Source organism: Aeromicrobium sp. Root472D3 (genome assembly GCF_001426485.1).
Classification (GTDB): Bacteria; Actinomycetota; Actinomycetes; order Propionibacteriales; family Nocardioidaceae; genus Aeromicrobium.
Map to the genome: position 1 here is coordinate 2,683,152 of NZ_LMET01000001.1, position 19,784 is coordinate 2,702,935.

The window sequence follows — 19,784 nt, forward strand, 5'->3', positions numbered from 1 at the left end:
TATGCGGAACGTCTACGCCTTTGGTTGACGCGATGCTTTCGCAGCCACCGATCGCGAGCCGCTCTTCTTCGGCACCTGAGACAGCGCCGCGGCCGCCGACGTCTTCGATCCGCCCTTCTTGACTACGTGCTTGTGGGTCGAGCGGACGTTCCCCCGCGTCTTCTTCGTTACCGACCGGTTCATTGCCCGAGTCGCGGCATCGCCTGCCTCCTTGATCGTCATCGGGCGCGGGGTCAACAGTTGTGCCACACGTTGGTGTGAGACGCCCAGCACCACGCCGATGTCGCGCATTGAGTACCCGAGACCCGTTAAATCCAGCGCCGTCTGTCGCACGATCGTCGACGCCTCGACGTTCAGAGCCTCGGCTTCTTCTCGGTGCTGCTTAGCCAGCATTAGAGCTGCCGCTACCGCGTCAGGAACCACTGGGACAACCTGCACTTCGACGGCGGAAGGGGCCACGTCCTCGAGCAGGGCGACCGCGTCAGCTACAACCTCCGGGACCTGGTCGAGGCGCTTAGCCTGGGTGAACACGCCGTCGACCTCGGGGACCTCGACGGCCCACCAGTCGCCCGTGCGCCGGGCCTGGGCGGTGACCTTCATGGTGTGACTCCGATCTGCTTGAGGATCTGCTTGGCGGTGATCTCGTTGACTTCGTTGTGGCGGGGGACGACGGTACGGCGATCACCGACGACGACCTTGGTGTGCTGGCCACCTTCGGTGAGAACGACGTCAAGGCCCTCGACCTTCGCATGTTCGGCGATCTTCTTCATGAGGTCCCTACGCTTCATAAGATTAGTCTAGGTCCACTAGACACTTCAAGTCAAGTCGCTCTAGACAATTCGGGGCCACTGAACTCGATTGTCCTCGCGGGACGTGCGTGAAGTGTCGGCAGACATGAGACCCGTCGACAATCGGACTGCTCGCCGACCACATCCGCGTTGAGAACGACGAAGACGAACAACCTGACGCCGAGGTCGGGTAGCGTCCTCGCATGCCGCCCGAAGCCCCGCCCCCCGAAATCCTGGGGCTGACCAACGACACCTGGGACGTCGTCGGCGTGCTTGCGACTTCGGGAGCGCTGGTCATCACCGCTATCGCCGCCGGCATTGCCGCGTGGCAGCTATTCATCTCGCGCGGGACACGCCTGGATCAGAGCCGGCCGTACGTCATGGTCACTCTCGAGCCCAGCCCGACAATCTTCAACGCAATCGAGATTCTGGTGCGCAACGCAGGTGCCGGACCAGCCCATGACGTTCGGATATCGGTTGATCCTCCCCTGGCACGTGCAAGAGAAGTTGAGGGCCACGAGCTCGAGAATTCGAGATTCTTCAACGAGGCGACTCCTCTCATGCCTCCGAAGTGGGAACTCCGCACGTGGTTCGACATGATGAACGAACGGCAGGGCACCGACCTTCCGAAAAAGTTCACGTTCACTGTCTCGTACAGCGACGGCCACGGGCACAAGTGGATCGAGAAATCTGTACAGGATCTCGATGTCTTTAGCAGTCTGATGTTCTCCGAGACCTACAACATCCATCACGCCGCGAAGGCACTTCGTGAGATCAGCAAGACCCTCAAGGGATCGGCCGCGATGAGTAGCGGGCCGTTGCACGTCGCAACAGAGCCGGTGGAAGAGATCCGCGCACGTCGCCGATCCGCTCAGGAGGCGCACGAGGCGATGATTCAGAAGGTCGAGGAAGCGCGATCTAAAGACGCGGCGATAGGCGAAGACAGTGACTGATCACCAGGTTGCATTGCTCGAAGCGTGGTCGACGTTCGCCGCGATGATCTTTGCCGCCACTGCAGCAATCCTGGCTTACCGCGCCTACCTCAAGGAGTCGCGGATCGAGAAGCGGCTACGCGACAGCGACGAACGCGCTCAGGCGTCCCTCGTCGCTGCCTGGATCGGCACCAATCCGGCCCAGGCAGGCTCCGGTCGAGCGAAGCAACAGTTCGTCATCATCCGCAACGCATCAGAGGTCCCTGTGAACGATGTGACGTGCTGGATCGAGGCGGAGCAAGGAATCGTCTCAGTTGCCGACCGTCCCGTCGTTCCGCCCTCTGAAATCGGAGTCTTCTCAGCGATCACGATGGCGGTGCATGAGGTCGCGGGAAAGAGTGACAGACGCGCTTCCGACCTCCCTGTTGGCATTGAATTTACAGATGCGTCTGGAACAAGATGGCGTCGTAACCCCGACGGCCGGCTCTACCATCTCGGCGAGACGCTTCCGTAGCCCCGGACACCCATGTACCACCACCGCTTGCCGCAACGCCTAGCCATGGTGCACACTAGCCCCGGCGGGAGAAGTGTCTCCACAGCCAGAAGCCCCAGCCGATCCGGCCGGGGCTTCCGTCGTTCCAGGGGCTACTGCGGTACGGCCTGAGTGAAGGACCAGCCGCTCACATCGCTGATCCGCCCACGCCAGAGGAACCCGTCCCCAGCCGACGCGCTTCCGCCGCTCACGTAGTGGGCATTCTGCAGGTGCAGGAAGTTCGGCTTCGCGTCCGCCGGCGGCTTCAGCTCCTCGAACGCCTCACCGAACGCCTTGCCGGTCTGCGCGTCGGCCGCCATCATCGCTGCCTGGATCTGCTCTACCCACCGGTGTCGCGCGATGAGCTGACCGCTGATGACTCCACCCGGCACGTTGATCGTCAAAGACATCGACGAGGTCGGGCCGTCACCAGTGTCCAGCTTTTCCATCATGCGCACGGTGAACGACAGCAGTACGTCAGCGTCGCGAACGACGCTGACGTACTCGAGCTCCTCGTTAGGGTCGACCTCGTCCTCCGGGGCATCGACCTCAGCGGCCTCGGCTTTCGCCGCTGCATCGGCCCTGTCCGCAGTTCCCTGCCCGGGCGCGATGTCGCCGCCCCGAATAATCTCGCCAGCCATCTGATTCCCCTTCGTCGTCGCCGGCCGATGTGACCGGGCTCACCCATCCAGAGTGGCAGCCGGGTACGACATGACGCCCTGTCACCGAACCGAGGTAGTGGACCATGACGCTGGCCACCGACACCGACGCCATCATCAACTCGGCGCTGCGCTACTTCGACGACCCGACCGGCAACTGGGAGACCCCCGGCCAGATGGCCGCCTCCCTCGACCCCACAACCGTGCAGACCCCCGCGCTCGACGCCATCGACGCCGCCCTCGTCGACGTCGCCAACGGCGACTGCGAACGCCTGATCCTGTCGATGCCACCCCAGGAGGGCAAGAGCCAGCGGACGTCACGCTAGTTGCCGCTGTGGATGCTGCACCGCAACCCGAACCTGCGCATCGCGATCGTCTCGTTCGAGCACGGCATCGCCACTAGGTGGGGTCGGCTCATCCGCGAAGGCGTCATGTCGCACCTCGAGCTCGGCCTGACCCTCGACCCCTCCACCCGCGCCAAACACGACTGGGCCCTCCTCGGCGCCGGCGGCTCGGTCTACTGCTGCGGCATCAACGGCTCCCTCACCTCACGCCCCGTCGACCTGCTGATCATCGACGACCCGTACAAGAACGCCGAGCAGGCCGACTCCTCCGCCTGGCAGACCACCGTCCGCGACTTCTGGACCGAGGTCGCCCTACCCCGACTCGGCGCCGGCGCCGGCGCCCCAGTCGTCATCATCCAGACCCGGTGGCGCGACGACGACATGGCCGGTTGGCTCGCCGAAGAAGGCGATGGGTGGCGGGTCATCAACATCCCCGCCCAGGCCGACCACGACCCCGAGAAGTGCGAGACCGACATCCTCGGCCGCCAGCCCGGCGAGTACATGCTGTCCGCGCGCGGCCGCAAGCTGGCCGACTGGGAAAAGAAGAAGCGCGAGGTCGGCTCACGCTCCTGGAACGCCCTCTACCAGGGCCGTCCGGCACCCGACTCCGGCAACATCCTGCAGCGCTCCTGGTGGCAGTTCTACGACGAGCCGCTGCATCTCTCCCAGAATGACACCCTGTATGCATTATCGTCGGGGCATGACTTGGGCCACACCGCAGCACACAAAAGGCGAGGTCAATCGAGCGGCAAAAGCGTTCATGAACAAGAACGCATCCGCTTCGGATCGAGACGAAGCGTTACTCGTCATCAATAACTGGCGTGCCTCGCACAGCTTCCCGCTCAACACGATGCAGGTGAGTCTTCGCCGGAAAGTCGCCCTAGTTGAGGAGGGACCTCTGGTAGCTCAGAGACTGAAGCGCTTGACGTCCATCGTTGCAAAGCTCGAGGACAAGCCAGCGATGGACTTTGCCCGCATGCACGACATCGGTGGATGCCGAGGCGTCCTCACGAACATAGCGGCCGTAGATCAGGTCGTCGATCTTTTCAAGACCAGCAAGCACAAGCACAGACTCCACCGGGAAGACGACTACATCTTGCGGCCGCAGTCGAGCGGGTATCGAAGTCATCATCTTGTCTACCGATATTTCAGCGACCGGATGACGACGTACAACGGCCTCTCAATCGAGGTGCAGATCAGAACCCGTCTTCAGCATGCCTGGGCCACGGCCGTCGAGACAGTGGGAATGTTCACTAGGCAGTCGCTCAAGTCCAGCAAGGGCGAGGCCGAGTGGCTCCGCTTCTTCGCATTGATGAGCTCCAGAATCGCGTATGTCGAAGGAACACCCCCCGTGCCCGGCACTCCTGCATCTCAGAGGGAGTTGCGAGCCGAGGTCCGGAGACTGGGCCGCGAACTGGACGTCGATAACAAGCTGTGGGCGTACAACGACACGCTCCAGTCGATCGACAGCGAAACGTCCTCTACTGGGGCTGGAAAGTTCTACATGCTGCAGCTCGACGTAACTGAAGACGAGGCCTACCTGACCACCACCTCGTTCGCTAACCTCGAAGAAGCAACGGATGCCTACGCGCGCAAGGAGCTCGACAGCACCAGCACCCCCGGAGCCGACGTCGTTCTTGTATCCGTCGAAGCCGCGTCGTCACTGCGACGAGCGTTTCCTAACTACTACGCAGATACCGAGGTTTTCAGGCGCCTCGTCCGGCAGACCATCGGCACCTGAGTGACGCGCAGCAAAGCTCCCGCCCTATCGGGCGGGGGCGTTCTGTCGTCCCGCCAACCTAGCCTCTGTCCTTTGCAGCTCACCGCCACCATCCGCACCCGCCCCGCCGACGGCGCGAAGAACGTCGACGACCTCGAGCACCGCGACATCATCGGCACCGGCCCCACCCACGACGACGCCCGCGCCGACCTCGACGGCCAGATCCCCGACGGCTGGCAGCTCCTGTACGTCCGAGCCGTCTGATGGGATTACGCAACGGCCGCGCCCTCGACCCCGTGGTCGCGCTCGAGGTCGCCCTGCAGGGCACCGCCGGCCGCCTCGCCTCCGACGACACCCCAGTCGTCGACGCCATCGCAACGCTGCGCGACCTCGCCGGCGAACACACCGACCTGCTCGCCAAGACCGCCGGCACCCTGCTCGGCGGCTACCTCGGCAGCCCCATGGCCAACCCCAAGAACCTCGCGGCCGCGCATCTGCTCGTCCTGGCCAGCAACGGCGCCCACCACGACGTCCTAGTGACCGAAGCCGACCAGGTCTGGCGCAACGCCGGCGGCGCCGCATACTCGCTGCGCTGAGCCGAATGTCGTTGGCAGGGAAACACGTTGGTGAGATCGGAGGGGTCGTGCGCGACGAACGTCGACGGTGTCTGTGTCATGACGTCCACACTCGTCGCCTCGGGCGGCCCGCGACAGCGTCACGGCGCGGGCTGTGGACCGTCCGATCCAGGCCGCTTCGGTGTGGACGGTCGCGGTGTCGGACGCTCGCGCGACAATGGACGCATGCGGTCCACGGCGTCGATCATGCACCTCGACCTCGACGCCTTCTTCGCGTCGGTCGAGCAGCGCGACAAGCCGTCGTTGCGCGGCCGGCCGGTCATCGTGGGCGGCATCGGGCCCCGCGGCGTCGTCGCGACCGCGTCGTACGAGGCCCGCGTCCACGGCGTCCGGTCGGCGATGCGCACCGCCGAGGCCCGGGCCCGCTGTCCGCACGCGGCCTTCCTGGGCGGGCGCTTCGACGCGTACCGCGAGGCCAGCCGCCTGGTCATGGAGCGGCTGCGCCAGGAGTCCGAGCTGATCGAGCCCCTCTCGCTCGACGAGGCCTTCGTCGACCTGGCCGCCGGTGACCCGTCGTCCGGCCGCGCGTTCGACCCGGCGCGCGTCGAGGAGGTCGTCGAGCGCATCCGCACCGACATCACCGAGATCACCGGCGGCCTCACGGCGTCGGTGGGCGTCGCGTCGTCCAAGCTCATGGCCAAGATCGCCAGCGAGGTCAACAAGCCCGACGGGGTCTTCGTCATCGCCCCCGGCACCGAGGCCGACGTCCTCGGCCCCATGCAGGCGACCGCGATACCCGGCGTGGGCCCGGCGACCGCCGAGCGCCTGCGGCGCATGGGCATCCTGACGGTCGACGAGCTGCGCCGCCAGAGCGAGGACGAGCTCGTCCGCCTCTTGGGCCAGGCGTCCGGACGGTCGCTGCACCGGCTGGCCCGCGCCGACGACGACCGCCCCGTCGTCGCCTCGCGCGAGGCCAAGTCGGTCAGCGTCGAGGACACCTTCGAGCAGGACATCTCCGACCGGCTCCAGCTCGAGACGATCATCGAGCGCATGGCCCGCACCGTGTCGGCGCGCCTGCGCAAGAGCGGGCTGTCGGGACGCACCGTGACGATCAAGCTGCGTCACCACGACTTCGAGACCCACACGCGCTCGTCGACGCTGGCGCACCCCACCGACAACGCACGCGTCCTGGCCGAGAAGGCGCGGGGGCTCCTCGCGGGCGAGGACGTCAGCAACGGCCTGCGCCTGATCGGCGTCGGCGTCAGCGGGCTCGCCGACTGGGTGCAGGACGACCTGTTCGCCGCCGACGACGACGCGCAGGAGGTCGCCGAGCGCGAGCTGCAGGAGATCGACCAGCGGCCCGACGCCGGCCCCGTGCGCTGGTACCCCGGCATGGACGTGCACCACGAGACCCACGGCGACGGCTGGGTCTGGGGCGCTGGGCTCGGTCGCGTCACGGTGCGCTTCGAGACCCGCTGGACGCCGCCGGGGCCGGTGCACACGTTCCGCGCCGACGACCCGGCACTCGCCACGGGGCACACGGGTACGTTTCAGTCATGACCGCGACCGACCCGACCGTTCCCGCACCGATCGCGGAGCGACGCCCCGTCACCCGCACGCACCACGGCGACGCCTTCGTCGACGACTACGAGTGGCTGCGCGACAAGGACGATCCCGCGACGCTGGCGTACCTCGAGGCCGAGAACGCCCACACCGACGCCGCGACCGCGCACCTCGAGCCGCTGCGCCAGCAGATCTTCGACGAGATCAAGTCGCGCACCCTCGAGACCGACCTCTCGGTGCCCACCCGTCACGGCGCGTGGTGGTACTACGCGCGGACGCTCGAGGGCCAGCAGTACGCGATCCGCTGTCGCTGCGCCGTCACCGACCCCGACGACTGGACGCCCCCCACGCTCACGGCCGACAGCGCGATCCCCGGCGAGGAGGTCCTGCTCGACTCCAACGTCGAGGCCGAGGGGCACGAGTTCTTCTCGCTCGGCGCCTTCAGCGTCAGCGACGACGAGAACTTCCTGGCCTGGTCGGTCGACACGCAGGGCGACGAGCGCTACACGATCCGCGTCAAGGACCTGCGCACCGGCGAGGTGCTGGCCGACGAGATCGCGGGCGCCAGCGGCGGAGCCACCTGGTCGGCCGACGGCACGCACCTGTTCTACACGACGGTCGACGACGCGTGGCGTCCGTTCCGCGTGTGGCGGCACGCGGTCGGGTCGGGAGCCGACGACGTGCTGGTGCACGAGGAGACCGACGAGCGCTACTTCGTCGGCGTCGGGCGCACGCACTCCGAGAAGTACCTCGTGATCGGCATGTCGTCCAAGATCACCAGCGAGTACCGGGTGCTCGAGGCCGACGACCCCGAGGGCGAGTTCCGGGTCGTCCTCCCCCGTCGCGACGGCGTCGAGTACTCGCTCGAGCACGCCGTCGTGGGCGGTGAGGACCGCTTCGTCGTCCTGCACAACGAGGGCGCGCTCAACTTCGAGCTCGTCACCGTCCCCGTGCAGGACGAGCCCCTGGCCGACCTGAGCGGCTGCACCGTCGTGATCCCCGGCAGCGACACCACCCGGCTCGAGGACGTCGACGTGTTCGCGCACCACATCGTGCTGTCGTACCGGCGCGACGCGCTGGCCCGCATCGGCGTGCTGCCCCTCGGCCCCGACGGCATCGGCGCGCTCGAGGAGGTCGACTTCGGCGAGGAGCTGTTCACCAGCGGGGTCGGCGGCAACGCCGAGTGGGACCCGCCGCTCATCCGCGTCGGCGTCGGCTCGTTCGTCACCCCGTCGTCGGTCCTCGACTACGACCCCTCGACCAAGGAGCTCATCCTGCGCAAGCAGGCCCCGGTGCTCGGCGGCTACGACAGCGACGAGTACGAGCAGCACCGCAGCTGGGCCGTCGCCGACGACGGCACCCGTGTGCCGGTGTCGATCGTGTGCCGCAAGGACACGCCGCGCGACGGCACGGCACCGGCGCTGATCTACGGCTACGGGTCGTACGAGGCGAGCATGGACCCCGGCTTCTCGGTCATGCGGCTGTCGCTGCTCGACCGCGGCTTCGTGTTCGCGATCGCGCACGTGCGAGGGGGCGGCGAGCTGGGCCGGCACTGGTACGACGACGGCAAGACGCTGAGCAAGAAGAACACGTTCACCGACTTCGTCGCCGCCGCCCGCCACCTTGTCGACGAGGGCTGGACGTCGTCCGACCGTCTGGTCGCCGAGGGCGGCAGCGCCGGCGGCCTCCTGATGGGTGCCGTCGCGAACCTCGCGCCCGAGGCCTTCGCCGGCATCGTCGCGGCCGTCCCGTTCGTCGACGCGCTGACGACGATCCTCGACCCCTCGCTGCCGCTGACCGTCATCGAGTGGGACGAGTGGGGCAACCCCCTCGACGACCCCGAGGTGTACGCCTACATGAAGTCGTACACGCCGTACGAGAACGTCGGCGCCCACGACTACCCCGCGATCCTGGCCGTCACGAGCCTCAACGACACCCGCGTCATGTACGTCGAGCCGGCCAAGTGGGTCGCACGCCTGCGCGCGACCGCCACGGGCGACGCCCCGATCCTGCTGAAGACCGAGATGCACGCGGGTCACGGCGGCGTCAGCGGACGGTACGCGTCGTGGAAGGAGCGGGCCTGGGAGCTCGCCTGGATCATCGACACGGTCGGCGCCAAGGCCTGATCCCGAGGCGGCGGGGCGGCGTCCGGACGGTCAGCCGACGGCGACCTCGACGAGGTACCCCGACGCGCCACCGAGTGGTGGGACCTGCGACTCGGCGTGGGTCCGTTCGGCGCCGCTCCACGTGCGCGTGCCGGGGGTGGCCACCCAGCTCCGTTCCTCGTCCTCGTGCCACCGGTCGTGCGCAACCCGGATCGTGACGACGCGGCCGGTCACCTCGACGAACACGTCGTCGTGGCCGGTCATGTAGTCGGCGTCCTCGATCAGCAGCGTGTGTCGCGAGACGTCAAGCGGCAGCTCGACCTCCACGTCCGTGTCGTCGCGACAGCTCCACTCGACCACGTCACCGACCGCGAACGAGTCGAGCGCGACGACCTCCGCGCTCGTCCAGATCCAGACCCGGACGACGTCGGTCGAGCTCGGCAGCACCGACGGATCGGGAGCCGTCGTCACGTCGGCGCCTCGCCGTTGCAGCACCGGCCACGACGCACGTGCAGCGGCGCACCGCCGACGGCGGTGACGTCCAGGCCCGCCATGGTGCGGAACGTCGACTCGTGCACGCGCACAGTCTGTCGCATCGCGGTGTCGCCTCACCGTGGGGCAGGATGACGGCGTGACCACCGGGCACCCCCGTCCCAGCACCGTCGTCGCCGAGGCGGACGCCGCGCAGCGCGAGGCGATCTACCGCATCCGGCACGACGTGTACGCCGTCGAGCTCGGCCAGCACCCCGTCAACACGGCAGGGCGACTGACCGACCGCCTCGACGACGTCAACCGCTACCTCGTCGCGCTGCGCGACGGCGAGGTAGCGGCCTTCGTGAGCATCACGCCGCCGGGCCCCCTCGGCTACTCCGTCGACAAGTACTTCGAGCGCCCCGAGATGCCGCTCGACCTCGACGGCGGGACGTACGAGATCCGCCTGCTCACGGTGCTGGAGCAGCATCGCGACACCGACCTCGCCGCGACCCTCATGGTCGCGGCCTACCGGTGGATCGAGGCGCGCGGCGGGCGCACCGTCGTGGCGATCGGCCGCGACGAGGTCACGCCGATGTACGTCCGCGGCGGCATGCGTCGCACGGGGCTGACCACGACGTCCGGCGCCGTCACGTTCGAGCTCATGCACGCCGACGTCGCCGAGGTGCGGGCCGCCTTCGACGCGCTCGAGCCCGTCGTCGCCGCGATCGAGCGCGCCGTCGACTGGCGGCTGCACGTGCCGCTGCGCAAGCCCGCCGCGTGCTTCCACGGCGGCGTCTCGTTCGAGGCGGTCGGCGTGGGCCTGGACGACCTCGGGCGACACCGCGACGTCGTCAACGCCGACGTGCTCGACGCCTGGTTCCCACCCGCACCGGCCGTGCTCGACGCGCTGCACGACGAGCTGCCGTGGCTCCTGCGCACGTCGCCGCCCGTCGACTGCGCCGGGCTCGTCGCAGCGGTGGCCACCGCGCGCGGTCTCGACCCCGCCTGCGTCCTGCCCGGCGCGGGATCGTCCGACCTGATCTTCCGGGCTCTGCCGCGGTGGCTGGACCGGTCGTCGCGCGTCGTGCTGCTCGACCCCACGTACGGCGAGTACGCCCACGTGCTCGAGAAGGTCGTCGGCTGCCGGGTCGAGCGGCTGCCGCTCGAGCGCTCGGACGACTACCGTCCCGATCTCGCGGCGCTGGTCGACCTGGTCGCGTCCGGCCCCGACCTCGTGGTGCTGGTCAACCCGAACAGCCCCACGGGCCAGGTGCTCACGGTCGACGAGGTCGACCTGCTCCTGCGCGCGGCGCCGCCGTCGACACGGGTGTGGGTCGACGAGACGTACGTCGACTTCGTCGGCCAGACCGTCGAGCCGCTGATCCGCCGCCACGACCACCTGGTCGTGTGCAAGTCGATGTCGAAGGCCTACGCCCTCAGCGGTGCCCGCGTCGCCTACCTCGCCGCGGCGGCGCATTAGCTCGAGGAGGTGCGCTCGATCACGCCGCCGTGGGTCGTGGGCCTCGTGTCGCAGGTCGCGGCCGTCCGCGCGCTGCAGTCGCCCGGCTACTACCGCGACCGCTGGGACGAGACGCACGGGCTGCGCCGGCAGCTGACGGCCGACCTGCGGGGCCTGGGGTGGGACGTCGTCGACGGCTGCGCCGGCTTCGTCCTGGCGCACCTGCCGGACGAGGGACCGACGGCGGCCCAGCTGGTCGCGGGTGCGCGCGAGCACGGGGTCTTCCTGCGCGACGCGGCCGGGATGGGCCGGACGCTCGGCGATCGCGCCGTGCGGATCGCGGTCAAGGACGCCGACTCCCAGCGCCGGATCGTGCAGGTCGTCGACTCCGTGCAGAGGTCGTGGCCCCTAGCACGCACACCCTAAGACTTGACTGAGAGCGGAATCCTCGGGGACACTCGCGCGTTCCACTCAGTACAGACACTGATGGGAGTCGCACCGTGAGCACCAGAACCGGCAACACCACCGCCGAGGGCAAGGACAGCGTGGGCATGTACCTCGCCGAGATCGCCCGCACTCCCCTGCTCGACGCTGCACGCGAGGTCGAGCTGAGCAAGACCGTCGAGGCCGGGCTCTTCGCCCGTCACCTCCTCGAGGAGGGCCGCATCGGCCGCCGCAAGGGCGGCGCGCCGAAGTCCGCGACCGAGGAGGAGCTGACCTGGCTCGCCGAGGAGGGCGACCGGGCCGTGCAGGAGTTCATCCAGGCCAACCTGCGCCTCGTCGTGTCGATCGCCCGCAAGTACGGCCGCTCGGCCATGCCGATGCTCGACCTCGTGCAGGAGGGCAACACGGGCCTGATCCGCGCCGTCGAGAAGTTCGACTACTCCAAGGGCTTCAAGTTCTCGACGTACGCCACGTGGTGGGTGCGTCAGGCCATCACCCGCGGCATCGCCCAGCAGGCGCGCGTCGTCCGGCTCCCGGTCCACGTCGTCGAGGAGCTCAACCAGGTCACGGCCGCGCGCCGCAACCTCGAGCGCCAGCTCGGCTACGACCCCGAGCCCGCCGAGATCGCCCTCGAGCTCGGCATGGACGTCGAGCGCGTCATCGACCTCATGTCGTGGGGTCGCGACCACGTCAGCCTCGACTCCCCCGTCGACGACGACGGCGACACCTCGTTGGGCGACCTGATCGCCCGCGAGACCGCACCCGGTCCTGACTTCGCGGTGCTCGACGACGAGTCGCGCCACCTCGTGGCGAGCCTCGTCGACAACCTGGGCGAGCGCGAGGCCGATATCGTCCGCGCCCGCTACGGCCTGCTCGACGGTCGCCAGCAGAAGCTCGCCGACATCGGCAAGCGGCACGGCATCTCGGCCGAGCGGGTCCGCCAGCTCGAGCGCGAGGCGCTCGCGACGCTGCGGCGCATCGCGGACCCCGACCTGGCCGCCTAGATCAGTCGCCGTCCGGCTCGCGCCGGGCGGCGGCCACGGACGCGAGCTCGTCCCACACACCCCCGACGATGCGGGCGAGCTCGCCCTCCGGACCGGTGTTGTCGATCACCAGATCGGCGGCACCGGTCCTCGTGTCCCTGGGCGCCTGCGCGGCGATGCGCGCCCTCGCGTCGTCGGCCGACATGCCGCGGATCGTGACCAGGCGATCGACCTGCACCTCGACCGGGACGTCGACGACCACGACGACGTCGCAGAGCGCAGCGGCACCCATCTCGACCAGCAGCGGGTTGTCGTGCACCACGATCGCGTCCGGGCCCGCCGATGCCTCGCGCTCGGCGGCCAGGTCGCGGATCGCCGGGTGCGTGATGCCGTTGAGGTCCGCGAGGGCCTCGGGGTCGCCGAACACGATCGACCCGAGGGCGGGACGGACGAGCGTCCCGTCGGCGCCGATGACGCCATCGCCGAACCGTGCGGCGATCTCGGCGAGCGCCGGACGTCCGGGCTCGACGATCTCGCGGGCCAGCCGGTCGTAGTCGATCACGACGGCGCCGTGGGCGGCCAGCAGGGCGCTCACCGTGCTCTTGCCGGCACCGATGCCCCCGGTCAGGCCCACCCGCAGCACGCGAGACCTAGCGGGTCGCGGCGTCGCCGTAGACCGTGACGTGCACGTGGTCCATGTGGTTGGCGGTCGCGCCGCCGCGGTCGCTCATGCCGCGCCACGCGCCCGATGTTGCCGGACGCCAGATGCGCTGACGCCAGATCAGGTACTCGACGCCCAGCTCGGCGCGGTTCTCCTGCAGGTAGGAGGCGATCTCGTTGCCGAGGTCGCTGGAGACCATGATGTCGAGCGAGTGACCCGTGGCGTGCTCGCCGCGACCGGCGATGCCGCCGTAGCTGACGATCGACGGGAACTTGGCGCACACGGCGCGGTGGACCTTGATCGTGTCGGGCAGCAGCCCGTTCTCGACGCCCGAGCCCGAGGCGCAGGGGGCCGTGCCGAGGGGCTCCTCGGCCGAGATCTTGTCGGCCTCGACCCACCGCGGCAGGTCGTTGTGCATGATCTGGGCCCACTTGCCGTTCGTCTCGCCCGTGATGTCGACCGAGTCGCCGTACCCGACCGTGGCGAGGACCGGCGAGCCGGACTTCGCGTCGGCGTGCACCTCGATGTCGGTCGTGGCGTACCGCAGGCCGGCGATCTTCTCCTCGACGGCCGCCACGTTCGGGACGGGAGGACGCTCGGCGCTGCGGCTGACCGCCGCAGGCGCCTGGCCACGGCTCGCCGACGCGGCGAAGAGATCCTTCGACGGGGCCGCCTGGGCCTTCGCCGTCGCGAGGGTCTCGGACGTCACCGGCGTTCCGTCGTGGAAGACCGCGGCTCCCGCGGCACCGGCGACGGTCAGCATCCCGACCGTCGGGAGGACGGCCCATGCAGAGAGGGTGCGGCGCTTGCGCCGGATGGTGCGCGGTGCAGCGTGCTTGCTGTGGCGTTGGTCTGCCACGAAGTACCACCTAGTGCGTCGACGACAATCGGCTCAGCGTCCGAGTCAACCATACTGGGACGAATCGTTCACCCCGAATGCCGTCCCCGCCGCGGGACGATGTGACCCATCTCCCACCATCACGAGGTTCCAGCGTGCCCGACGTCCTGACAGCAGCCCGCAGCGAGCACCAGCAGCGGCGCGTCGCCGGTGCCCTGCGGGCCCACGGGCTCGTCGCCGGCGACCGGGTCGTCCTCGCGGTGCCGGGCAGCGCGTCGTACGTCAGCGTCGTGCTCGGAGCGGCCCGCAGCGGCATCGTGCCGGTGCCGCTCGACCCGCGTCTGACGGCGCACGAGCGCGACGCGATCGTCGCCGACGTCTCACCCCGCCTCGTCGTCACCGACGACGCCGACCTGCTGGCCCTGCTCGACGGGCCGGAGGCGGAGCTCGACGCCGCCCCGCGATGCCGTCCGATGCACTTCACGTCGGGGACCACCGGACGTCCCAAGGGCGTCTGGTCGGGGATGCTGTCACCGGACGACGCCGCCGCCCTGGTCGCCGAGGAGCGCGACCTGTGGGGTTTCGCCCCGGACGACCTCGACCTCGTCGTGTCGCCGATCTACCACTCCGCACCGCTGCGCTTCGCGACCGGGACGATCCTGGCGGGCGGGTCCGTCGCGGTGCTGCCCCGCTTCGATCCCGCGCCGTTCGTGGCGGCCGTCGCCGAGCTGCGCCCGACCTCGATGTTCTGCGTCCCCGCCCACCTGCAGCGCCTGTTCGCGCACGTCGACGACCACGGTCTGCGACCCGACGTGAGCTCGTTCCGGCTCGTCGCCCACGCGGGCGCCCCGTGCCCCGAGCCCGTGCGGCGTCGCGCGCACGACCTGTTCGGCGAGGACGTGGTCTGGGAGTTCTACGGCTCGACGGAGGGACAGTTCACCGCGTGCCCCGCCCCTGAGTGGATCGCCCGCCCGGGCACCCTCGGGCACGCACGTCCCGGCCGGGTCGTCACGGCGGACGCCGACGGGCAGCTGTGGTGCACCGTGCCCTCGTGGGCCGAGTTCACGTACTGGGAGGCCCCCGACAAGACGGCTCGCGCGTGGCGCGACACCCCCGACGGCAGGGCGTTCAGCGTCGGTGACCTGGGCCGCGTCGACGACGACGGGCACGTCTTCCTCGACTCGCGCCGCGAGGACCTCATCATCACCGGCGGGGTGAACGTCTACCCCGCCGAGGTGGAGGCGGTGCTCGAGACCGTCGAGGGGCTCGTCGACGTCGCGGTGCACGGCCGGGACGACGAGCGCTGGGGCCAGCGCGTGTGCGCCGCCTACGTCGGCGACGTCGACGAGGCGACGCTGCGTGCCGTCGCCGAGGAGCGGCTGGCTCCGCCCAAGCGACCCAAGACGTACGTGCGTCACGACGCGCTCCCCCGCACGGCGACCGGCAAGGTCAGGCGCACCGAGCTCTGACCGTCGCATCCGTGCCGTCGGCCACGAACGACAGAACCCCCGGTCCGTGCGGACCGGGGGTTCTGAGGTGGAGCGGAAGGCTTACGCCTCGCCGCCCGTGAGCTTCTCGCGCAGCGCCTGCAGCGCCTCGTCGGAGGCCAGCGAGCCCTCCTGCGCGGGAGCGTCGGCACCGGCGGACGAGTCCGACGAGTAGTTCGACGCCTCGGCAGCCTCGAGGCCGGCCTTCTCGGCCTCCTCGATCTGCTTCTTGTGGGCTTCCCAGCGCTCGTGAGCCTCGGCGTACTGCTTCTCCCACGTGGCGCGGGCCTCGTCGAAGCCCTCCTGCCACTCGCCGGTCTCGGGGTCGAAACCTTCGGGGTAGATGTAGTTGCCCTGCTCGTCGTACGACGAGGTCATGCCGTACAGCGTCGGGTCGAAGTCGTCGCTGACGGCGGCCTCGGTCTCGTTGGCCTGCTTGAGCGACAGCGAGATGCGGCGACGCTCGAGGTCGATGTCGATGATCTTGACCATGACCGAGTCGCCGATCTGGACGACCTGCTCGGGGATCTCGACGTGACGCTCGGCGAGCTCGGAGATGTGCACCAGGCCCTCGATGCCCTCCTCGACGCGGACGAACGCACCGAAGGGGACCAGCTTGGTCGCCTTGCCCGGCACGATCTGGCCGATCTGGTGCGTGCGCGCGAAGTGCTGCCACGGGTCTTCCTGCGTGGCCTTGAGCGACAGCGAGACGCGCTCGCGGTCCATGTCGACGTCGAGCACCTCGACGGTGACCTCGTCGCCGACCTGCACGACCTCGTTCGGGTGGTCGATGTGCTTCCACGACAGCTCGGAGACGTGGACGAGACCGTCGACGCCGCCGAGGTCGACGAACGCACCGAAGTTGACGATCGACGAGATGACGCCCTTGCGCACCTGCCCCTTCTGGAGCTCGGTGAGGAAGTTCTGGCGGACGGCCGACTGCGTCTGCTCGAGCCAGGCACGGCGCGACAGGACCACGTTGTTGCGGTTCTTGTCGAGCTCGATGATCTTGGCCTCGATCTTCTGACCGATGTACGGGTCGAGGTCGCGCACGCGGCGCATCTCGACCAGCGACGCGGGCAGGAAGCCGCGGAGACCGATGTCCATGATGAGGCCGCCCTTGACGACCTCGATGACGGTGCCCTCGACGACGCCGTCCTCGGCCTTGATCTTCTCGATGTCGCCCCACGCGCGCTCGTACTGCGCACGCTTCTTGGACAGGATCAGACGGCCTTCCTTGTCCTCCTTCTGGAGGACGAGGGCCTCGACGCTGTCGCCGACGGAAACGACCTCGTTGGGGTCGACGTCGTGCTTGATCGACAGCTCGCGCGACGGGATGACGCCCTCGGTCTTGTAGCCGATGTCGAGGAGGACCTCGTCACGGTCGACCTTGACGATGATGCCCTCGACGATGTCGCCGTCGTTGAAGTACTTGATGGTGAGGTCGATCGCGGCGAGGAAGTCTGCCTCAGAGCCGATGTCGTTGACCGCTACCTGGGGTGCCACGTGGGCGATGCTGCTTGTCATAAAGGAGTTGCTCCGATGGATGGGTGGAATTGTCGGGCACGCATGACAGCCCTTGGATCGTGGAGATGCCGGGGAGATTCGCCCGGCGAGGCACGAGCACGGGCCTGCTCTGTCCGAGGTGCGTACAGGCCATCTGCGCAGAGTCAAGCGTACGCGACACCGCCGTCAGCGAGACAGGTGGGTCACGCGGGCGACAGGAAGGCCGACAGCGCTCGGGCATAGGGCTCGACGTCCGCCGCCCCCATCGTCTCGCGCGCCGAGTGCATCGCCAGCTGCGGCGCCCCGACGTCGACCGTCAGCATGCCCGTGCGGGCGGCGCTGAGGGGGCCGATCGTCGAGCCGCACGGCAGGTCGGCGCGGTGCTCGTACCGCTGGAGCGGGACGCCCGCCTGCTCGCACGCCCGGACGAAGTGCGCCGTTCCCGGAGCGTCGCTGGCGTAGCGCAGGTTGGGGTGCAGCTTCAGCACGGGTCCCCCGCCGATCGCGATGTGGTGCAGGGGCTCGTGCCGCTCGGCGTGGTTGGGGTGGGTCGCGTGCGCCATGTCGCCCGACGCGCACACCGATGCCGCGACCGCGCGGTGGTAGTCGTCGCGCGTGCCGCCCGCCGCGATCACGACGCGCTCCAGCACCGTGGCCAGCAGGTCGGACTGGGCGCCGCGCTCGGACGTGCTGCCGACCTCCTCGTGGTCGAACAGCGCCAGCACCGGGCGGACGCCGGGGGTCGGCGTCGCCGACAGCAGCGCACGGGTGCCCGCGAAGCACGTGACCTGGTTGTCGAGGCGCGGCGCGCTGACGAGCTCGGCGTCGACGCCGATCAGCGCGCTCGGCTGGGCGTCGTGGGTCATGAGCTCGAAGCCCAGCACGTCGGCGGCGTCGACCCCGGCCCGCTCGGCGACGACCTCGAGGAAGGTGCCCCGGCGCGTCGACCAGATGCCGTTGAGGTGACGCTGGGGGTCGACCTCGAGCGGCTTGCGGTCGGACAGGTGGATCGCGAGCTGCGGCACCCGCAGCACCGGCTCGCCGACGTGCACCAGCACGTCGCGACCGTCGCGCAGCGACAGACGTCCGGCGATGCCGAGGTCTCGGTCGAGCCACGAGTGCAACCACGCCCCGCCGTACGGTTCGAGCGCGACGACGCCGAGTCCCTCCGGCGCCAGGTCGTGGTGCTGCTTGAGGCGCAGGTTGGGGCTGTCGGTGTGGCCGCCGACGACGCGGAAGGCGTCGGCCGGCGACCCGCTCGACTCGGACGACCACGCGACGAGCGAGCCGCCGCGGACGACGTAGAAGCGGCCCGGCTCGGACGGCCACGACTCACGCTCGTCGAGGCGGCGGTACCCCGCGGCGTCCAGCTCGGCGGCCACCGTCGCGCAGACGTGGAACGGGGTCGGCGAGCGGTCGATGAAGGCGCACAGGTCTGCGGCGGCGGAGGAGGCGATCGTCATGCCGCCACTCTAGGCGGGCCGCCGCACCCCGGACGCACGCAGCGGGTGCCGCCCCGAAGGACGGCACCCGCTGTGTGGAGGTGGTGGTGCTAGCGCGACTCGACGAGCTCGGGGTCGTCGGACCGGCGCGTGCCGGCCGCGGTGCCGCTGCGGCGCGCGAGCAGGCCCACGCCGATCAGCACGATGCCGAGGACGGCGCCGCCGATCGGGACGTAGGTCTTGACCGCGGTCAGCAGCGTCGCCTTCGGCTTGTACTCGTCGACCGTGTCCTTGGTGTTGGACTCGGTGTACTGCAGCGTCGCCTTGGTCGTGGTCAGCACCCGCTCGCCGTCGAGCTCGAGGTAGCCGTCCTGGGCCTCGCCGCCGACGACGATGACGCCCGTGACGGGCTCGACGCTGAACGTGCGGACGTTGGAGTAGATGCGGTCGGCGGTGACGGTCCCCTCGTCGGGACGTCCGACCAGCGAGCCGGGCACGTCGATCGTGCCGGTCTTGACCGGGGCGATCGTCTGCTTGAACTTCAGCACCTTGAGGCCGTCGACGGTTCCCTCACCGTCGTACGTGGCCGGCGTCGCCTTGTTGAGCGTGCCGTCCCAGAACTGGTACGTCTTCTTCTGGGTGTCGAACGGGAACTTGAAGTACTGGCCCTTGAACGGGAAGTCCTTCTCGGTCTCGCCGTCGGACGACGACGTGTTGCCCTCCCAGGCCACGACCTCGCCCGTCTGACGGTCGAACGCGACGGTCTCGTCGCTGGCGCTCAGCGGCGTCTCGCCGCTCGAGCAGTCGAACGCGGCCGGCGCGGTGCACACGTAGGTGTCCCAGACCGCGACGTCCTTGCCCAGCTCGTCGCTGGCCTTCTTGCTGGCCTCGACGTCACCGCTGACGATGCGGGTCGACTTCAGCGGCGCCTCGGCGACGCGCAGGCCGCCGGCGATGTCGAGGTACGTCCCGTCCTGACCGGGCGCTGTCTCGGAGATGCTGGTGGTCTCGGTGTTCAACGGGACCACCGCCAGCCGGTCGTACATGTAGAACTTCGACAACACGGCCAAGGCGAGCACGAATGCTCCCAGGAACAGGGCGACTGTCCCCAATTTCTTACCCACTGTGGGCTCCCTCCACGGAATGATTACCGAACGGTAACACCGGGTGGGGGTCACATGAAGCGTGCGTCACATCGTGTCGTTTGGCGTCGCTGGTCGCGGGCTCGTCGGACGGCTCGAGGCGACGTCGTGCCCGGTGCTCCACCCCGTC

General features: G+C 69.2%; 22 protein-coding genes. 13 read left to right on the forward strand and 9 right to left on the reverse strand.

Features of this window, described 5'->3' with window-relative positions; translation table 11 throughout:
* Nucleotides 1-12 precede the first annotated feature (12 nt).
* Complete coding sequence (locus ASD10_RS19225) at nucleotides 13-600, reverse strand: hypothetical protein (protein ID WP_200938269.1); 588 nt, start codon at nucleotides 598-600, stop codon at nucleotides 13-15.
* Nucleotides 597-770: a hypothetical protein gene (locus ASD10_RS13225; RefSeq protein ID WP_200938270.1), complete on the reverse strand. Its 174-nt coding sequence runs from the start codon at nucleotides 768-770 to the stop codon at nucleotides 597-599. Before ASD10_RS13225 ends, ASD10_RS19225 begins: the two co-directional genes overlap by 4 nt.
* Before the next feature lie 221 nt (nucleotides 771-991).
* Here ASD10_RS13225 and ASD10_RS13230 point away from each other — a divergent pair, with 221 nt between their 5' ends.
* Both ASD10_RS13230 and ASD10_RS18855 read left to right on the forward strand, forming a co-directional pair.
* Nucleotides 992-1,741, forward strand: coding sequence for a hypothetical protein (locus ASD10_RS13230; RefSeq protein WP_056609160.1), 750 nt, complete (start codon nucleotides 992-994; stop codon nucleotides 1,739-1,741).
* Nucleotides 1,734-2,234, forward strand: coding sequence for a hypothetical protein (locus ASD10_RS18855; protein ID WP_157432594.1), 501 nt, complete (start codon nucleotides 1,734-1,736; stop codon nucleotides 2,232-2,234). The genes ASD10_RS13230 and ASD10_RS18855 overlap by 8 nt, the downstream gene beginning before the upstream one ends.
* Nucleotides 2,235-2,365: 131 nt before the next feature.
* Here ASD10_RS18855 and ASD10_RS13235 read toward each other — a convergent pair whose 3' ends face one another.
* Nucleotides 2,366-2,893 (reverse strand): hypothetical protein, encoded by a 528-nt coding sequence (locus tag ASD10_RS13235; protein WP_056609162.1) that lies wholly within the window; start codon nucleotides 2,891-2,893, stop codon nucleotides 2,366-2,368.
* A 104-nt stretch (nucleotides 2,894-2,997) separates the two neighbouring features.
* On the opposite strand from ASD10_RS13235, the gene ASD10_RS13240 reads away from it, so the two are divergent.
* The 7 genes from ASD10_RS13240 (at nucleotide 2,998) to ASD10_RS13265 (ending at nucleotide 9,239) form a co-directional block, all read left to right on the forward strand.
* The gene (locus ASD10_RS13240; protein WP_056609164.1) at nucleotides 2,998-3,237 is read left to right on the forward strand and encodes a hypothetical protein; all 240 of its coding nucleotides are present in this window, start codon (nucleotides 2,998-3,000) and stop codon (nucleotides 3,235-3,237) included.
* 12 nt (nucleotides 3,238-3,249) lie between these two features.
* The gene (locus ASD10_RS19075) at nucleotides 3,250-4,071 is read left to right on the forward strand and encodes a hypothetical protein (protein ID WP_162248856.1); all 822 of its coding nucleotides are present in this window, start codon (nucleotides 3,250-3,252) and stop codon (nucleotides 4,069-4,071) included.
* The gene (locus tag ASD10_RS13250) at nucleotides 4,016-4,996 is read left to right on the forward strand and encodes a RelA/SpoT domain-containing protein (RefSeq protein WP_162248857.1); all 981 of its coding nucleotides are present in this window, start codon (nucleotides 4,016-4,018) and stop codon (nucleotides 4,994-4,996) included. Before ASD10_RS19075 ends, ASD10_RS13250 begins: the two co-directional genes overlap by 56 nt.
* Before the next feature lie 72 nt (nucleotides 4,997-5,068).
* The gene (locus ASD10_RS18860; protein WP_157432595.1) at nucleotides 5,069-5,239 is read left to right on the forward strand and encodes a hypothetical protein; all 171 of its coding nucleotides are present in this window, start codon (nucleotides 5,069-5,071) and stop codon (nucleotides 5,237-5,239) included.
* On the forward strand, nucleotides 5,239-5,571 hold the full coding sequence (locus ASD10_RS13255) for a hypothetical protein (RefSeq protein WP_157432596.1): 333 nt from the start codon (nucleotides 5,239-5,241) through the stop codon (nucleotides 5,569-5,571). The genes ASD10_RS18860 and ASD10_RS13255 overlap by 1 nt, the downstream gene beginning before the upstream one ends.
* A gap of 204 nt (nucleotides 5,572-5,775) precedes the next feature.
* The gene (locus ASD10_RS13260; RefSeq protein WP_056610550.1) at nucleotides 5,776-7,110 is read left to right on the forward strand and encodes a DNA polymerase IV; all 1,335 of its coding nucleotides are present in this window, start codon (nucleotides 5,776-5,778) and stop codon (nucleotides 7,108-7,110) included.
* A complete protein-coding gene (locus ASD10_RS13265) occupies nucleotides 7,107-9,239 on the forward strand; it encodes a S9 family peptidase (protein ID WP_056609171.1) in 2,133 nt (710 codons plus the stop codon). The genes ASD10_RS13260 and ASD10_RS13265 overlap by 4 nt, the downstream gene beginning before the upstream one ends.
* 30 nt (nucleotides 9,240-9,269) lie before the next feature.
* On the opposite strand, the gene ASD10_RS13270 is transcribed toward ASD10_RS13265, so the two are convergent.
* Entirely contained in the window at nucleotides 9,270-9,689 is a 420-nt protein-coding gene (locus ASD10_RS13270; protein WP_056609173.1) for a DUF6578 domain-containing protein, read from the reverse strand.
* Between the two features lie 160 nt (nucleotides 9,690-9,849).
* Between ASD10_RS13270 and ASD10_RS13275 the strand changes: the two genes are divergently transcribed.
* The 3 genes from ASD10_RS13275 (at nucleotide 9,850) to ASD10_RS13285 (ending at nucleotide 12,599) form a co-directional block, all read left to right on the forward strand.
* Complete coding sequence (locus tag ASD10_RS13275) at nucleotides 9,850-11,172, forward strand: aminotransferase class I/II-fold pyridoxal phosphate-dependent enzyme (protein WP_056609174.1); 1,323 nt, start codon at nucleotides 9,850-9,852, stop codon at nucleotides 11,170-11,172.
* A gap of 9 nt (nucleotides 11,173-11,181) precedes the next feature.
* Nucleotides 11,182-11,577, forward strand: a complete 396-nt coding sequence (locus tag ASD10_RS13280) for a hypothetical protein (RefSeq protein WP_056609176.1) — start codon at nucleotides 11,182-11,184, stop codon at nucleotides 11,575-11,577.
* Nucleotides 11,578-11,702: 125 nt separating this feature from the next.
* Nucleotides 11,703-12,599 carry an RNA polymerase sigma factor RpoD/SigA gene (locus tag ASD10_RS13285; protein WP_056609178.1) on the forward strand — a complete coding sequence of 299 codons (897 nt, stop codon included), beginning with the start codon at nucleotides 11,703-11,705 and terminating at the stop codon, nucleotides 12,597-12,599.
* Nucleotide 12,600: 1 nt separating this feature from the next.
* On the opposite strand, the gene coaE is transcribed toward ASD10_RS13285, so the two are convergent.
* A complete protein-coding gene (gene coaE, locus ASD10_RS13290; RefSeq protein WP_056609180.1) occupies nucleotides 12,601-13,221 on the reverse strand; it encodes a dephospho-CoA kinase in 621 nt (206 codons plus the stop codon).
* A 7-nt stretch (nucleotides 13,222-13,228) separates the two neighbouring features.
* Complete coding sequence (locus tag ASD10_RS13295) at nucleotides 13,229-14,098, reverse strand: SH3 domain-containing protein (RefSeq protein WP_157432598.1); 870 nt, start codon at nucleotides 14,096-14,098, stop codon at nucleotides 13,229-13,231.
* Between the two features lie 134 nt (nucleotides 14,099-14,232).
* Between ASD10_RS13295 and ASD10_RS13300 the strand changes: the two genes are divergently transcribed.
* A complete protein-coding gene (locus tag ASD10_RS13300; protein WP_235501874.1) occupies nucleotides 14,233-15,546 on the forward strand; it encodes a class I adenylate-forming enzyme family protein in 1,314 nt (437 codons plus the stop codon).
* 81 nt (nucleotides 15,547-15,627) lie between these two features.
* On the opposite strand, the gene rpsA is transcribed toward ASD10_RS13300, so the two are convergent.
* The 3 genes from rpsA to ASD10_RS13315 form a co-directional block, all read right to left on the reverse strand.
* On the reverse strand, nucleotides 15,628-17,091 hold the full coding sequence (rpsA, locus tag ASD10_RS13305) for a 30S ribosomal protein S1 (protein ID WP_056609184.1): 1,464 nt from the start codon (nucleotides 17,089-17,091) through the stop codon (nucleotides 15,628-15,630).
* Between the two features lie 182 nt (nucleotides 17,092-17,273).
* The gene (locus tag ASD10_RS13310; RefSeq protein WP_056609186.1) at nucleotides 17,274-18,533 is read right to left on the reverse strand and encodes a M18 family aminopeptidase; all 1,260 of its coding nucleotides are present in this window, start codon (nucleotides 18,531-18,533) and stop codon (nucleotides 17,274-17,276) included.
* A gap of 89 nt (nucleotides 18,534-18,622) precedes the next feature.
* Entirely contained in the window at nucleotides 18,623-19,624 is a 1,002-nt protein-coding gene (locus tag ASD10_RS13315; protein WP_162248858.1) for a DUF3068 domain-containing protein, read from the reverse strand.
* Between the last annotated feature and the right edge of the window lie 160 nt (nucleotides 19,625-19,784).

Bases quoted from the DNA above. Each gene is read 5' to 3' on its own strand.
- ASD10_RS19225 (WP_200938269.1), bottom strand. From the start codon at position 600: ATGAAGGTCACCGCCCAGGCCCGGCGCACGGGCGACTGGTGGGCCGTC.
- ASD10_RS13225 (WP_200938270.1), bottom strand. From the start codon at position 770: ATGAAGAAGATCGCCGAACATGCGAAGGTCGAGGGCCTTGACGTCGTT.
- ASD10_RS13230 (WP_056609160.1), top strand. From the start codon at position 992: ATGCCGCCCGAAGCCCCGCCCCCCGAAATCCTGGGGCTGACCAACGAC.
- ASD10_RS13235 (WP_056609162.1), bottom strand. From the start codon at position 2,893: ATGGCTGGCGAGATTATTCGGGGCGGCGACATCGCGCCCGGGCAGGGA.
- ASD10_RS13240 (WP_056609164.1), top strand. From the start codon at position 2,998: ATGACGCTGGCCACCGACACCGACGCCATCATCAACTCGGCGCTGCGC.
- ASD10_RS19075 (WP_162248856.1), top strand. From the start codon at position 3,250: ATGCTGCACCGCAACCCGAACCTGCGCATCGCGATCGTCTCGTTCGAG.
- ASD10_RS13250 (WP_162248857.1), top strand. From the start codon at position 4,016: ATGAACAAGAACGCATCCGCTTCGGATCGAGACGAAGCGTTACTCGTC.
- ASD10_RS13255 (WP_157432596.1), top strand. From the start codon at position 5,239: ATGGGATTACGCAACGGCCGCGCCCTCGACCCCGTGGTCGCGCTCGAG.
- ASD10_RS13260 (WP_056610550.1), top strand. From the start codon at position 5,776: ATGCGGTCCACGGCGTCGATCATGCACCTCGACCTCGACGCCTTCTTC.
- ASD10_RS13265 (WP_056609171.1), top strand. From the start codon at position 7,107: ATGACCGCGACCGACCCGACCGTTCCCGCACCGATCGCGGAGCGACGC.
- ASD10_RS13285 (WP_056609178.1), top strand. From the start codon at position 11,703: ATGTACCTCGCCGAGATCGCCCGCACTCCCCTGCTCGACGCTGCACGC.
- rpsA (WP_056609184.1), bottom strand. From the start codon at position 17,091: ATGACAAGCAGCATCGCCCACGTGGCACCCCAGGTAGCGGTCAACGAC.
- ASD10_RS13310 (WP_056609186.1), bottom strand. From the start codon at position 18,533: ATGACGATCGCCTCCTCCGCCGCCGCAGACCTGTGCGCCTTCATCGAC.